Raw genomic sequence first — 14,894 nt, forward strand, 5'->3', positions numbered from 1 at the left:
TGTCGGTCGGCTCCGTGCTCCAGCCGGGCGACAAGCTCATCACCGCCATGCCGACCAACGAGCCGATCGTCGCGGAGGTCAAGGTGTCCACCCGCGACATCGGCTTCGTGCGGGTCGGCGATCCGGCGACGATCAAGGTCGACGCCTTCAGCTTCACCGAACATGGCGCCGCCGAGGGCAAGGTGCAGTGGATTAGCGAGAACGCCTTCTGGGTCAATGAGCAGACCGGTCAGGCGCAGGAGCCTTATTACAAGGTGGGGATCAGCATCGACAGCCTGAACTTCAGCGGCGTCCCGGAAAACTTCCGCCTTGTGCCGGGCATGACGCTCGTCGCCGACATCAAGGTCGGGCGGCGGTCGCTCGGCGGCTATCTCATGGACGGCTTCATCAAGGGCTGGAACGAGTCGATGCGCGAGCCATGATCGAGCCGTCGCGTCTCCTTCCCGAGCGCGCGCAGGCCGTGGCGCGCTCCTGGCTGGCGCCCTGGCGCAAGGCGCGGGCGGCGCGCGCCTATGACGAGCGCGCTTTTCACACCGCCTTGCGGCTGTGGCTGCGCTGCGCCGAACAGGGCGACGCCGACAGCGCCTTCCGGATCGGCGATCTTTACGAGCGGAGCCAGGGCGTTCGCTGGAATCTGGTCGAGGCGGCGTCCTGGCATCGGCGCGCCGCCGAACAGGGCCATGCCGAGGCGCAGTTCCGCTTCGGCCGCATCCTGCTGCGCGGCGCGTTCAACGATCTTGCGGAAAAATGGAAGCAATCGACCCGCGATCATATCGCCGCGACCAGCGTGTCGCGCGACCTGCTGGCGCGGTCGTCGCGGCTCGAAGCCGATCCCGCCGCCGCCGTCGTCTGGCTGGAAAAGGCCGCGGCGGCTGGAGTGGTCGAAGCCAACACCTTGCTTGGCGTCGCCTTTCTGACCGGCGAAGGCGTCGAACAGGATTTCACCCGCGCGCGCTCCTATTTCGAAAAGGGCGCCGAACAGGGTTGCGCCACCTCGCTGTTCAATCTCGGCGACATTCATTTTCGCGGCCTTGGCGCGCCGGCCGACGCGGCCCGCGGCGCGGAATTTTATGAGGCCGCCGCGGCGAAGGGCCATCTCGCGGGCCAGATCGCGATCGGGGCGATCTATGGCTCCGGCCAGGGGCGCGAAGCCGATCCCGAGCGCGCCGCTTATTATATGGGGCAGGCGGCGGAAGGCGGCGACGCCTATGCGGCCTTCATGTTCGGGCGGATGTGCCTGCGCGGCCTCGGGACGCCGGTCGATCTCGATCGCGCTGAGGCTTTTCTGCGCAAATCGGCCAAGGCCGACCATCTGCCGGCCATTCAATTGCTGTGCGCCTTTTACAGCCAGGGCGGCGCCGTCGTGCCGGACCTGCGCGAGGCGGCGGTCTGGTTCCGCCGCGCGGCGGAACTGGGCGACGTGCAGGCGCAATTCACCATCGGCCGTTTCGCGGCGGAAGGCATCGGCATGCCCGCGAGCATCGCCGAGGCGGCGCGCTGGTTCCGCGCGGCGGCCGAACAGGACCACGCGATAGCCGCCTATAATTATGCGGCTTTTCTGAGCGCGGGCGCGGGAGTCGGGGCCGATCTCGCCGAGGCGCAGCGCTGGTATCAATTCGCCGCCGAGCATGGCGTGTCGGAAGCCAAGGTCAAGCTGGCCGGCTTGCATCTCAGTGGCGCGGTGGGCGCGCCCGATGTCAGCCGGGCGGTCAATCTGCTGCGCGAGGCCTCGGACGCCGGCGATCAGAGCGCCAAGACCCAGCTCGCCTTGATCTATCTATCCGGCCAGCACGGCCCGCGCGATCCGGCCAAGGCCGAAGGACTTCTGCTCGACGCCTCGCAGGCGGGCGCCGCCGACGCCTCGCTTCATCTTGGCCAGCTCTATTCCGGCCAGTTCGATCCGGCCCTTGCGCGCCCGGCCGACGCGGCCAAATTTTACCGGATCGCGGCCGAGGGCGGCAATGTCTCGGCCCAGCACCAGGTGGCGACGCTGCTGTCGGGCGAAAACGCCTCCGAGGAGCGACTGGCCGAGGCGGCAAGCTGGTTCCGCCGCGCCACTGAAGGCGGCTATCCGCCGTCGCAGTTCCAGCTCGGGGTCTTGTTGTGCATGGGGCGCGGCCTGAAGCCGGACCTGAGCGAAGCCACGCGCTGGTACGAGCGCGCGGCGGCGGGCGGCCACAAGCTGGCGATGTATAATCTGGGCGTGATGCTGCTCAAGGGCATGGGCGTCGAGGCCGATCCGGCGCGCGGCGAGGCGCTGATGCGGCGCTCCGAGATCCGCCCGGCGGCGCCGGCGGACAAAGCCGGCGCCTGACGAGAGCATTTATTTCGCGGTCACGAGCTGCGCGAGATAGGCGCCGTAGCCGCTCTTTTTCAGCGGCTCGGCCAGAGCGTGCAACTGGCTTTCGGAAATCCAGCCCGACAGGAAGGCGATTTCCTCCGGGCAGGCGACGCGGAAACCGGTGCGCTTTTCCAGCGTGCGCATGAATTCGGCGGCTTCGAGCAGCGAATCCGGCGTGCCGGTGTCGAGCCAGGCGAAGCCGCGTCCCATTTTCTGGACGCCGAGTTCGCCGCGCTTGAGATATTCGATATTCAGATCGGTGATCTCCAGCTCGCCGCGCGGCGAGGGCTTCAGCGCCGCCGCGAATTCCGGCGCGCGCTCGTCGTAGAAATAGAGCCCGGTCACCGCCCAGGACGAGCGCGGCTGTTTCGGTTTTTCCTCGATCGAAATGGCGCGGCCTTCGGCGTCGAATTCGACCACGCCGTAACGCTCGGGATCGTGCACGTGATAGGCGAACACGCTGGCGCCGCGCGGTTCGGTGGCGGCGCGGCGCAGGATGTCCGGCAGTCCGTGGCCGTAGAACAGGTTGTCGCCGAGGATCAGCGCCGATTTGCTGCCAGCGACGAAATCCGCGCCGATGTGATAGGCCTGCGCCAAGCCCTCGGGGCGCGGCTGCTCGGCATAGGTCAGTTCGACGCCCCATTGCGTTCCGTCGCCGAGCAGACGCTGGAACAAGGGCAGGTCCTGCGGCGTCGATATGATCAGGATTTCCCGAATGCCGGCGAGCATCAGCGTGGTCAGCGGATAATAGACCATCGGCTTGTCATAGATCGGCAGCAATTGCTTGGAGATCACCTGCGTCATCGGATGGAGACGCGTGCCGCTGCCGCCGGCGAGAATAATGCCCTTCATGGTTCGATCCATTTCATGCGGGATGGGTCAGGAGGCGCGCGACGCAGGCGCGCGTGGAGGGGCGCCAGTCGGGCAGAGCGACGCCGAAGAGGCGGGCGAGCTTTGCATTGTCCAGCCGCGAATTGGCGGGGCGGCGAGCGGGCGTCGGATAATCGGCGGTGGCGATGCGGCGCACGCGCACCGGCTTGCGGCCGTGACGCTCCGCCTCGGCGAAGATTTCCTCGGCGAAATCGGCCCAGCTCGCTTCGCCGCCGCCGGTCATGTGAAACACGCCGGACAAAGCGGGATTGACCGGTTCGGCCAGGCGTTTCCGGGCGATGGCGATCAGGGCGTCGGCGATGTCGAGCGCGGCGGTCGGCGCGCCTTGCTGGTCGGCGACGACCGAGACTTCCTCGCGCGTTTCGCCCAGCCGCAGCATGGTTTTCACGAAATTGGCGCCGAAGGGCGAATAGACCCAGGCGGTGCGCAGGATTGTCGCGCCGGGATTTTCGCGCAGGACGGCCTGTTCGCCCGCCAGTTTGGAGCGGCCATAAGCGCCGACCGGACCGGTCGGATCGTCCTCGCGCCAGGGCCGGTCGAGCGCGCCGTCGAACACATAATCCGTCGAGAGATGCAGCAGCGGCAGGCCGCGTTTGGCCGCGACCCGGGCGACGGCGCCGGCGCCCTCGCCATTGATCCGCATCGCCAGTTCTTCCTCGGATTCGGCCTTGTCGACCGCGGTATAAGCGGCGGCGTTGACGATGACGTCGCCCTCGACGGCGTTCAGCACGCTGGCGACGCCGGCCGGATCGGCGAGATCGAGTCCGGGCCGCCAGGAGCGCCCGATGGCGGCGACGCTGACGCCCTGCGCCGCGCCGCGCTCCATCAAGGCGAGAGCGACCTGTCCGTTGGTTCCGGTGACGATCAGGCGCATCAGCGGGCCTCAGTCGAAAATCGCGGGCAGGTCGCGCAGGCGCGGATGTTTGCGGTCCTTGTCGGACAAGGTCGCGCCCTGCGGCGGCAGGGGCCAGTCGATTCCGATCTCGGGATCGTCCCAGGCGAGGCCGAGATCGTTGGCGGCGGAATAATAATTGGTCACCTTGTAGATGACCTCGGTGTCCGGCTCCAAGGTGATGAAGCCATGGGCGAAGCCGATCGGAACCAGCAATTGCCGCCAGTTCTCGGCTGAAAGTTCGACCGCGACGTGTTTTCCGAAAGTCGGCGAGCTTTTGCGGATATCGACTGCGACATCGAGGATTTTTCCGCGCGGCACGCGGACCAATTTGTCCTGCGCGAAGGGCGACGACTGGAAATGCAGTCCACGCAAAGTGCCGACCTGGGCGGAGAGCGAATGATTGTCCTGCACGAAATCGAGCGCGATTCCAGCTTCGGCGAAGGTCTTGGCGGTATAAACTTCCGAAAAGAAGCCGCGATGATCGCCGAATTTCTTCGGCGTGACGATCTTCACATCGGGAATCGCGGTCGCTTCGACCGTGAGTTTGCTCATGAGGCGGCCTTTCCGTCGCTGACGAGCGTTCCAAGCCTTTCGCCGCGATAGCGGCCGGAGCGGATGTCGCCCCACCAGGCGCGATTGTCGAGATACCATTGCACGGTCTTGCGCAGGCCGGTCTCGAAGGTCTCACGCGGACGCCAGCCGAGATCGCGCTCGATCTTGGCGCAATCGATGGCGTAGCGCAGATCGTGGCCGGGGCGGTCCTGCACGAAGGCGATCAGGTCGCGGCGCGGGCCGATTTTGGCGTCCGGCGCCGCTTCATCCATCAGATCGCAAATGGCGTGCACCACGTCGATATTCCGGCGCTCGTTGATCCCGCCGATATTATAGGTCTCGCCGATCTTGCCCTTTTCCACCGCGGTCAGCAGGGCTTCGGCATGGTCCTCGACATAGAGCCAGTCGCGCACATTCTCGCCCTTGCCATAGACCGGCAGGGGCTTGCCTTCCAAAGCGTTGAGGATCGTCAGCGGGATCAGCTTTTCGGGGAAATGATAGGGCCCGTAATTGTTCGAGCAATTGGTCGCGATCGCCGGCAGGCCATAGGTATGGACCCAGGCGCGCACCAGATGGTCCGAACCGGCCTTGGAGGCCGAATAGGGCGAATTGGGCGCGTAAGGCGTGTCCTCGCGGAACAGGCCGGTCTCGCCCAGCGCGCCGAACACTTCGTCGGTCGAGATGTGATGGAAGCGGAAGGCGTCGGCCTCGGCGCCCTTGAGGCCGCGCCAATGACGCAGGGCCTCCTGCAGCATGACGAATGTGCCGACCAGATTGGTCTGGATGAATTCGCCCGGGCCGTCGATGGAGCGGTCGACATGGCTTTCGGCGGCGAGATGCATCACCCAATCGGGTTGAAAGACTTCGAAAGCCTCGCGCACCGCATTGGCGTCGCAGATGTCGCCCTGAACGAAACGATAGCGCGGATCGTTGGAGATCGGCGCGAGCGAAGCGAGATTGCCGGCATAGGTCAGCTTGTCGAAGACGAGCAGGCTGTGCGGGGTTTCGCGAATGATGCGCCGCGCGACGGCAGAGCCGATGAAACCCGCTGCGCCCGTCACTAAAATGCGCTTGGAAGCCACGAAAAACGCCTCACTCTGGAAAGGGACTGTTGCTGAAACGCCGTTCTGGGTCACGCCTCGGGACTGAAGGGCTTGCGGCCGCTTGTCAAGGCGTCATTGAGTAGATCGAGCCGGTCCTGGCCCCAGAACACTTCGCCGTCGAGCACATAGGAGGGCGAGCCGAACACGCCGGATTCCAGCGCCAGGGCCAGATTGCGCTGATATTGCAATTCTGGCTCGCCGCTTTCCGCGCGTTGCAGCCAATGCGCCTCGTGGCCCGATTCCTCCAGCGTTTCCGCCAGAATTTTGGGATCAGCGAGGTTGCGCTGGCGCTCGAAGACGCCCGCCAAGGCCGCCGCGATGAATTTTTCCGGATCGACGCCCGCCAGCGCCATGGCGCAGATGATGCGGTCGCCCTGCGCCGGGTCGAACGGCCAGAATTGCGGGTGGAGATGGAAATGCAGCCCGCGCTTCTCCCGCCAGCGCTGCAATTCCAACATGCGATATTTCTGGCGCGAGGGATGACGCTTGGAGAGGGGAAGGCCCCCGGATTCGGGGAAAACCTGCGACAGCGCCACCGGCCTATAGTCCACGCGCACGCCGTGACGGGCGACGATTCCCTGCAATTCGGCATGGCCGATATAGGCCCAGGGGCTGAGCAGCGAGAAATAGACGGTGAGGCAGCGCGCCATGACGAATCCCCGCCGGGAAGGGCGGTCTGGCGCCGCCGCCTCCTCGATCCATGAAGCAAGGCGGCCGGGCGGCCGCGCTCCTTCTTAGCCTAATCCGGAAAATTCGGATAGGCTCGAGCGCGGCAGCCCCTCATCCGGCCCTTCGGGCCACCTTCTCCCGCAAGGGGAGAAGGGCGCCAGCGATCAGGAACTCGCTCTGTCATCAAGACGGGCGCTATCCTTCTCCCCTCGCGGGAGAAGGCGGCTCGCCGAAGGCGAGACGGATGAGGGGGCGCCTCAGAACAGCTCGGCCGGCAGATCCACCACATTGGCGGCGCCGCTGGCGATGCGGGCGAGGCGCAGGGCCGTCTCGGGCAGCACGCGCTGCACGTAATGTGTCGCGCAAGCCTTCTTGCCAGCGACGAGGCCGGCATGGGCGGGGTCGGCGTCGGCAAAGGCGGCCTCCGCCATTCTCGCCCACAGATAGCCCATCACGACCAGCCCCATCAGATGCATGTAATCGTTCGCGGCGGCGCCGGCGTTGTCGGGCGTGGTGGCGGCGTTTTGCATCAGCCACAGCGTCGCCTGCTGCAAATGGCCGAGGCTGGCGCTCAGGGGGCCGAGCAGGGGCTTGAGGGCCGCATCGGAATCCTTCGCCTTGATATAGCCGCCGATCTCGCCGAGCAAAGCCATGATGGCGCGCCCGCCATTGGCCGGCAGCTTGCGGCCGACCAGATCCAGCGCCTGGATGCCGTTGGCGCCTTCATAGATCATGGCGATGCGGGCGTCGCGGACGAATTGCTCCATGCCCCATTCGACGATGTAGCCATGGCCGCCGAAGACCTGTTGCGCCTTGACGCAATTGTCGAAACCGCGATCGGACAGCACGCCCTTGATGACCGGCGTCAGCAAGGCGAGCAGGTCGGCGGCCGTTTCGCGCGCCTTGGCGTCGGCGCTGCGATGGGCGATGTCGCTTTGCAGCGCCGCCCAATAGGCCAAAGCGCGGCCTGCTTCGTTGATCGTGCGGATTTCCAGCAAGGTCCGGCGGATGTCGGGATGGACCAGCAGCGGATCAGCCGGCTTGTCGGGATTTTTCGCGCCGGTCAGGGCGCGGCCCTGCAGGCGCTCGCGGGCATAGGCGAGGGCGTTCTGATAGGCGGCTTCCGAAACCGCCAGGCCTTGCAGGCCCACCATCAGCCGCGCCTCGTTCATCATCACGAACATGGCGTTCAGGCCGCGGTTTTCCTCGCCCACCAGCCAGCCGACCGCGCCGTCAAAATTCATCACGCAGGTGGAATTGGCGTGAATGCCCATCTTGTGCTCGATCGAGCCGCAGGAGACGGTATTGCGCGCGCCGACCTCGCCGGAAGCTTCCGGCAGGAATTTCGGGACGAGAAACAGCGAAATGCCCTTCACCCCCGCCGGCGCGCCCTCGATGCGAGCCAGCACCAGATGGACGATATTTTCGGCGAGGTCATGCTCGCCGGCGGAAATGAAGATCTTCTGGCCGGTGATCGCGAAGCTTCCATCCGCGCGGCGGATTGCCTTGCTCTTGAGCAAACCGAGATCCGTGCCGCAATGCGGCTCGGTCAGATTCATCGTGCCGGTCCAGCGGCCCTCCAGCATTTTCGGCGCATAGAGCCGTTTCAGCGCGTCCGAGCCATGGGTCAGCAAGGCGGCGACGGCGCCGGCGGTCAGGCCGGGATACATGGAAAAGGCAACATTGGCCGCGATGAAATATTCGGCGGTCGCCACCGACAGCGCATAGGGCAGGCCCTGGCCGCCATATTCGGGATCGAACGGCAGGCCGATCCAGCCGCCGCCGGCATAAGCGTCGAAGGCCGCCTTGAAGCCCTTGGGCGCGGTCACCGAGCCGTCCTCATTGCGGCGACAGCCCTCCTGATCGCCCGGCAGGTTGAGCGGCTGCAATTGCTCCTCGGCCAGTTTCGCCGCTTCTTCGAGCACGGCCGCGACAATATCCGGCGAGGCCTCGGCATAACCGGGGAGATCGCCGTGATCCTGCATCCGGAACACGTCATTGAGCAGGAACAGCGAATCGGCGACAGGCGCCCTGAAGCTCGGCATGGCCTTCTCTCCCTGAAATGATTTTTGTCCGCGGACTGATCGCCGCCGCTATTAGTTCATATATAAACTATAATCGTAAGCCGCGCAAGAATCATGGCGCGTCGCCGCGCTCGACGTCGAGCCTAGCGCGTCAAGCCATGGAAGGGGAGCGGACAAAAATGGCCCGCGCATGGCGGGCCGGAACGCGATAGCGGTTTGAGGACGGGCGTTTATCGCTGCGCGTGGCCGAGGCGTTCGTGCGTGGCGCGCAATTCGGCGATGGCGAGATCGAGATCGGCGCGGCGCTCCTCCAGATGGCGCAATTGCGAGAGCACCATGGCCTCGTCGAGCGCGAACTGGTCCGGCGCCATGCCGCCGCCGGTTTCGAGCAGATCGGCGATCTCCGTCAAAGTGAAGCCGAGCTGTTTGCCCTTCAGGATCATCTGGAGGCGGGCTTTCTGGGTGGAATCGTAAAGGCGGGCGGCGCCCTTGCGCAGGGGATTCAGCAGGCCGCGCTGTTCATAGAAGCGCAGGGCGCGCAGGGTGACGCCATAGATCCGCGACAGCTCTCCGATGGTGAAAAGCTCGGCGATGGCTTTTTCCTGCGGCCGCAGGGGCTGAGGTGGGAACGAGGCGAGTTTGAGCGGGTTCGGGGCGTTCATTGCGAAGTCCTGGGAGGAAGTCCGGGAAGGAGGCGAATCATGACGCAACACACGTAAGGGTTGTAACGCTCGTCACTTGAAGTTGCAATCGCCCCGCGCCGTCCCGGCTGGGTATTGTGTCAAAATTGGGCAGGATTAACGGCTTGTTTACCCTGACAAACGAAAGTTAACGCGAGGGCCGCCGCGCTTCGCTGCATCTGAGTCGCGCCTCGGCCGGAACGACCGTCGGATGGAGCCGTCCATCCGGGGATCAGGCGGGACAAGAAAATGAGCAAAGCGGTTCCCTGGAGCATCAAGGGCGTTGATTTCGACGTGCGCGAGGCCGCGAAGGAAGCGGCGCGGCGCGACGGACTCACGCTGGGCGAATGGATGAACAGGGCGATCGCGGAGCGCGCCGCCGAGATCGGCGTGAGCGCACAGGAATTCGACGCCGACGAGCAGCTTGAGGCGGTCGCCGCGCAACTGGCCCGGCTGAGCCGTGAGGCGGAGGAAGACTCCGCCCCGCAGCGCCGCCGCGGCGAAGTCGCCCGCCGCGCGGAGCGGGGGACAGGCGAGCGCGCCGCGCCCGCGCGGTCGGAGGAGGCGGAATGGCGCGAGGATCTGCTGCGCGAGCGAGCCGCGCGCCGTCAGGCGGCGCCGGAGCGTCCCGCAACGCGCCCCGCCGCGCGTGATTTCTTCGCGCGGTCGGAGCAGGGCGAGGGACTGACGGAGCGCGCCGTTCACGCGCCACCGGCCGACCCGCGCCGCGACGAGCCCGCGCCGCCGCACCATCGCGAGGAGAGCGACGTCGCCGCGCCGTTGCGCGGCATGATCGCCACGGTTCAGGATCGTCTCGGCGATATCGAGAGCCGGTTGACCCGGCGGGACCGTTCCGCCGACGACCGCCCGCTGCGCGGCGCGCTGGAGCGGCTCGAAGGCCGCATCGACGCGATGTCGCGTCGCGCCGAAAGCGCCGGCGACGATTCCCCGCTGCGTCAGCTCGACGCGCGCCTCGGCGCCATTCTGTCGCGCCTCGAACGCGTCGAGGCCAGCCCGCCCGGCGCCGCGCGCGACGAACAATTCACCCGGCTCGAAAAGCGCATGGACGCCCTGATGACGCGGCTGGACCGTCCCGCGCCGGCGCCCGCCGCGCCGCCGCGCCGCGCGCTGGTCGAGGCCGTCGCCGAGATCGCCGAACGGCAGCGCGATCTGGATTCCTCCGCCTCGCGCGCGCCGCGCCCGCCGTCGCCGCAGCTAACCGCCTTGCTCGATGAGCGGTTCGAGGCCCTGTCGCGCAAATTCGATCTCGCCGCCGCCCGTTCGCTGGCGGCGCCGCCGCCCGTCGCCGATACGGCGCGGGCCGATCAGCTTCAGGACGGCATTCAGGCCTTGTCAGGCCGCATCGAGGACATGCGCCGGGATTTCCTCGCCGCCGGCGCCAATTCGCGCGCGGCGGTCGAATCGCTCGCCCGCGACTTGTCGGCGCGGGTCGAAACCGCGCTGGCCGCGCCTTCCAACGCCGGCGCCGCCGGCCTCGCCGAACTGCGCCGCGACATCGCCGCATTGAGCCGCAGCCTCGGGGACATGGCGCCGCGCGCGGCCGTCGCCGGCCTCGACAGCGCCATGCGCGACCTCGCCAACCGGGTCGATTCCGCCCGCGAAGCGATGCAGCGTTCCGCCCAGGCGCGCCCGACCTCTTCCGCCGAACTGGAGGCGCTTGGCAAGCAGGTGGCGGCGATGAGCCGCACGCTGGACGATCTCGCGCCGCGCAGCCAGGTGACCTCGCTCGAGAACGCCGTGCGCGCGCTCACCGCCCGCATCGAGCGCTCGCGCGACGAAGGCATGCGCGAGGCCGTGCTGGCGCCGATCGAAAGCCTCGCCGACGACGTGCGGCGCGCCTTGGCGGAAGCCGGCGCCTCCGCCAATTTCGACGGCGTCTCGCGCCAGTTGCGCGAGGTCGAGAACAAGATCGAGCAATTGCGCGAATCCGGCGGCGCCGACCGCTCCGATTTCCTGCAGGTCTATGACCAGTCGGAACAGATTCGCGGCATGATCGCGCAGGCCATGGAGAAAATGGCCCCGATCGAACGGCTCGAACGCCAGGTCGGCGATTTGGGCGAAAGGCTGGAGGAGGTGGCGCGGCAGACCCAGGCCGCCAATGCCGCGCGGATCGCGCTGCCCTGGGGCGAGATCGAATCGCGCCTCAGCGACCTCGCCTCGCGGATCGACCGCGCCGGGCTCGACCGCGCCGCGCCGGCGGTGATCGACGACGCGCGCTTCGACGATATTTCGCGCCGGCTCGAAGTCCTGCATGACACGCTGGCCTCGCGGATCGACCGCGCCGGCCTCGATCGCGCGGCGCCGGCGCCGGCCTTCGACGATTCCCGCTTCGACGATCTGTCGCGCCGTCTCGACGGGCTGCACGAGGCTTTGGCTGCCCGCAATGCCGGCGCGCCGGAGGAATGGCGCGCGCCCGCGCCGGTCGCGGCGCTGGAGCCGCTGCTGCGCTCGCTGTCGGACCGGCTCGACGCCGAGCCCGTCGCCCAGATCGGCCCCGAAGCCATCGCCTCGCTCGAACGCCGCATCACGGACATTTCGAAACGGCTCGAAAGCGGCGACACTGAGGCCGAACGCCGGCTGCTGCGCGCCATTGACCAAATCGCGGAGCGGCTCGACATCGCCCGCGACCCCGAAGGCGACGACCGCAACGCCCGCGAGATCGCCGATCTGCGCGAAAAGGCCGAATCCTCCGATCGCCGCGCCCAGCAGACCCTGTCGGCGGTCCACGAGACGCTGGAAAAGGTGGTCGACCGCCTCGCCATGATCGAGGAGGACGTCATCGAGGCGCGCGGCGCCGCCGAGGCCGCCGCCCGCACGCCGCTGCCGGCGTCCGAGCAGGAGCGCCGCGCCGCGTCCGCCGCGCAGGCTTTCGACGAAGGCGATTTCCTGCGCGAGCCGGGCGCCGGCCATCCCGCCGGACGGCGCGAGGCGGAAGGCCGGGCGGCGCGCGCCGGCGCCAAGCAGTCCCTCGCGCTCGATGAAGCCGAGATGGACGACGAAATGCTCGACGCCGTGGTGTTCGGGCCGAAGGAGCGCCTCGACGACGACGACATGGCCGAGCCCAAGCCGGCCCAGACCAATTATATCGAGGTCGCGCGCCGCGCGCTGGCCGCCCGCATCGCGGCGGAGGCGGCGGAAAAGGCCGAGGCCGGCCGGAAAGCCGCCGAGGCCATCGAGCCGCCGAGGGAGAAGGACGCCGACAGCCGCGCCGCGCGCTTCGTCCGTCCGGATTCGCAGCGCCGCAAGGGCGGGAGCGCGCGTATGCCAGCGCTGGCCTTCACCGCCGTTTCGGCTCTCGCCATCGCCGGCTATCAGGCTTATCGCCTGTTCGAAAATCAGACGCCGCCCATGCAGGCGGTCGCCACGCCGCCCGCCGACAAGGCGCAGGCGGGACTCCAAGGCGGCGTCCAGGCCGGGGCGCCGGCAGGCGAGGCCGCGCCGGCCCGCCCGGTCGATGCGCCCGCTTCCGCCGCGCCGGCTCCGGCCGCCCCGGCGCCCGCCGCCGCGCCCGCGTTTCCCGGCCAATCCTCCCTGCCGCCTACGGCCTCCGGGCCGACGGCCACGCTCAATTCCGCGCCGATCGTCCCGAGCGCGGTGATCGCGCCCAAATCAGCCAAATCCGGCAAGACTGTGGATACCGCCGACGCGGCGAAAAGCAGCGGGCTTCCCGATCCGCTGGCCACCGGCTCGATCGGCGGCGGGCGCCCCAACACCTTGTCCGCCGTTCAGGCCGGCGTCCAGTCGCTCACTGCCAAGGAGCTGGCGGAGCGCGGCGACGCCGCTGCGCAATATGATTATGGCGCGCGGCTCGCCGAAGGGCGCGGCGTCGCGCAGGACAAGACGGCTGCTATCGGCTGGCTCGAAAAGGCGGCGGCCCAGGGCCTGCCGCAAGCGCAATATCGCCTCGGCGCCATTTACGAAAAGGGTCTCGGCGCGCCGCGCGACCCCGCCAAGGCGCGCGATTATTATGAAAAGGCGGCGAACCAGGGCAATGTCCGCGCCATGCATAATCTCGCGGTGATCCTGGCCGAGGGCGTCGACGGCAAGCCGGATTACGCAGCCGCCGCGCAATGGTTCCAGCGCGCCGCCGATTACGGCGTCCGCGACAGCCAGTTCAACCTCGCCATCCTCTATGCGCGCGGCATGGGCGTGCCGCAAAATCTCGGCCGCAGCTATTATTGGTTCGGCGTAGCCGCCTTGCAGGGCGACGAGGACGCGGCGAAGAAGCGCGACGAGGTCGCCGCGCAGCTCGACGCCGCCTCTTTGGCTGGAGCCAAGAAACAGGTGGCCGATTTCCACGCCCGCACGCCGCTCGCGGCGGTCAACGATCCGCCGGCGATCGCGCCGGGACCGGGCGCCTCCGCCGCCGCCGTCTCGGCCGCCGTCAGCAAGGTCTTGTCGAAGATCTGAATCCCGTCCGGGCGGCTCAGCCGCCCGACGAAATCCGGGTCACGTCAGCGCCGCAGCGGCTGAGCTTGCGCTCCAGCGCCTCGAAGCCGCGATCGAGGTGATAGACGCGCTGAATCATACTTTCGCCTTCGGCGACCAGCGCCGCGATCACCAGCGACACCGAGGCGCGCAGATCGGTCGCCATCACCGGCGCGCCCTTCAGCACCGGCACGCCCTCCACGATCGCGCTGTCGCCTTCGAGCCGGATATGGGCGCCGAAACGCGCCAGCTCCTGCACATGCATGAAGCGGTTCTCGAAAATCGTCTCCTTGATGCGCGAGACGCCTTCCGCGCGGGTCATCAGCGCCATGAACTGGGCCTGGAGATCGGTCGGGAAGCCCGGGAAGGGGGCGGTTTCGATATCGACCGAGCGGATGCCGTTGCCGTTGCGCCAGACGCGAATGCCTTCGGGGCCGGGTTCGACATGGGCGCCCGCCTGTTCGAGTGCGTCGAGCGCCGCCTGCAGATCGTCGGCGCGCGCGCCTTGCAGGAAGATGTCGCCGCCGGCCATGGCCGCGGCCATGGCGTAGGTGCCGGTCTCGATCCGGTCGGGCAGCACGCGATGCTTGGCGCCGTTCAGCCGGGCCACGCCGTCGATCTCGATGACCGAGGTTCCGGCGCCGCGGATTTTCGCGCCCATTTTCACCAGCAGCTCGGCGAGATCGCCGATTTCCGGCTCACGCGCCGCATTGTGGACGACGGTCGTTCCCTGCGCCAGCGCGGCGGCCATCAGCGCGACATGGGTGCCGCCGACCGTGACCTTGGGGAAGACGATCTCCGCGCCGCGCAGGCCGCCCTTGGGCGCCTTGGCGACGGCATAGCCGCCGTCGATGTCGATCGAGGCGCCGAGCCGCTCCAGCGCCATCAGTAGCAGATCCACCGGACGCGTGCCGATGGCGCAGCCGCCGGGCAGCGAGACGCGGGCCTCGCCGCAGCGCGCCAGCAGCGGGGCGATCACCCAGAAGCTCGCGCGCATGCGCGACACCAGATCGTAAGGCGCGGTGGTGTCCACGATCTCGCGCGCCGTCATATGGACGGTCTGGCCTGAATCGGGATCCTCGCCCTGGCGGCGTCCGTCGATGGAATAATCGACGCCGTGATTGGACAGGATGCGCACCAGGAGGCTGACGTCGGCGAGCCGTGGCAGGTTTTCCAGCGTGACCGTGCGATCCGTCAGCAGCGAGGCGATCATCAACGGCAGCGCCGCGTTCTTGGCCCCCGAAATCGGGATGGTTCCATTCAGCGGCTGTCCGCCGACGATTCTTATGC

11 protein-coding genes are annotated in these 14,894 nt (G+C 67.7%); 3 read left to right on the forward strand and 8 right to left on the reverse strand.

The genetic code is table 11. The features are described 5' to 3' along the window. Together ACE3S9_RS05660 and ACE3S9_RS05665 are read left to right on the forward strand one after the other, a co-directional pair. Window positions 1–422: HlyD family efflux transporter periplasmic adaptor subunit (locus ACE3S9_RS05660; protein ID WP_374545466.1), on the forward strand; the 422-nt coding region annotated here is incomplete at its 5' end. Then, window positions 419–2,314, forward strand: coding sequence for a tetratricopeptide repeat protein (locus tag ACE3S9_RS05665; protein WP_374545467.1), 1,896 nt, complete (start codon window positions 419–421; stop codon window positions 2,312–2,314). The genes ACE3S9_RS05660 and ACE3S9_RS05665, both read left to right, overlap by 4 nt. Before the next feature lie 9 nt (window positions 2,315–2,323). Here the strand turns inward: ACE3S9_RS05665 and rfbA are convergent, their stop codons facing one another. From rfbA to ACE3S9_RS05700, 7 genes are all read right to left on the reverse strand, one after another. After that, window positions 2,324–3,193, reverse strand: coding sequence for a glucose-1-phosphate thymidylyltransferase RfbA (gene rfbA / locus ACE3S9_RS05670; protein WP_374545476.1), 870 nt, complete (start codon window positions 3,191–3,193; stop codon window positions 2,324–2,326). 13 nt (window positions 3,194–3,206) lie between these two features. Then, window positions 3,207–4,106, reverse strand: a complete 900-nt coding sequence (gene rfbD, locus ACE3S9_RS05675) for a dTDP-4-dehydrorhamnose reductase (protein ID WP_374545468.1) — start codon at window positions 4,104–4,106, stop codon at window positions 3,207–3,209. A gap of 9 nt (window positions 4,107–4,115) precedes the next feature. Beyond that, entirely contained in the window at window positions 4,116–4,679 is a 564-nt protein-coding gene (gene rfbC / locus ACE3S9_RS05680) for a dTDP-4-dehydrorhamnose 3,5-epimerase (protein WP_374545469.1), read from the reverse strand. After that, complete coding sequence (gene rfbB / locus ACE3S9_RS05685) at window positions 4,676–5,761, reverse strand: dTDP-glucose 4,6-dehydratase (protein WP_374545470.1); 1,086 nt, start codon at window positions 5,759–5,761, stop codon at window positions 4,676–4,678. The genes rfbC and rfbB overlap by 4 nt, the downstream gene beginning before the upstream one ends. A gap of 50 nt (window positions 5,762–5,811) precedes the next feature. Beyond that, complete coding sequence (locus ACE3S9_RS05690) at window positions 5,812–6,432, reverse strand: 2-hydroxychromene-2-carboxylate isomerase (RefSeq protein WP_374545471.1); 621 nt, start codon at window positions 6,430–6,432, stop codon at window positions 5,812–5,814. A gap of 276 nt (window positions 6,433–6,708) precedes the next feature. Next, window positions 6,709–8,496 carry an acyl-CoA dehydrogenase C-terminal domain-containing protein gene (locus tag ACE3S9_RS05695; protein WP_374545472.1) on the reverse strand — a complete coding sequence of 596 codons (1,788 nt, stop codon included), beginning with the start codon at window positions 8,494–8,496 and terminating at the stop codon, window positions 6,709–6,711. A 209-nt stretch (window positions 8,497–8,705) separates the two neighbouring features. Beyond that, entirely contained in the window at window positions 8,706–9,137 is a 432-nt protein-coding gene (locus tag ACE3S9_RS05700; RefSeq protein ID WP_374545473.1) for a MerR family transcriptional regulator, read from the reverse strand. Between the two features lie 267 nt (window positions 9,138–9,404). Between ACE3S9_RS05700 and ACE3S9_RS05705 the strand changes: the two genes are divergently transcribed. Beyond that, window positions 9,405–13,586, forward strand: coding sequence for a hypothetical protein (locus tag ACE3S9_RS05705; protein WP_374545474.1), 4,182 nt, complete (start codon window positions 9,405–9,407; stop codon window positions 13,584–13,586). A gap of 16 nt (window positions 13,587–13,602) precedes the next feature. Here the strand turns inward: ACE3S9_RS05705 and murA are convergent, their stop codons facing one another. Next, a complete protein-coding gene (gene murA / locus ACE3S9_RS05710; protein ID WP_374545475.1) occupies window positions 13,603–14,892 on the reverse strand; it encodes a UDP-N-acetylglucosamine 1-carboxyvinyltransferase in 1,290 nt (429 codons plus the stop codon). Window positions 14,893–14,894 lie beyond the last annotated feature (2 nt).

The sequence above is a fragment of the Rhodoblastus sp. genome (assembly GCF_041915505.1).
GTDB lineage: Bacteria > Pseudomonadota > Alphaproteobacteria > Rhizobiales > Beijerinckiaceae > Rhodoblastus.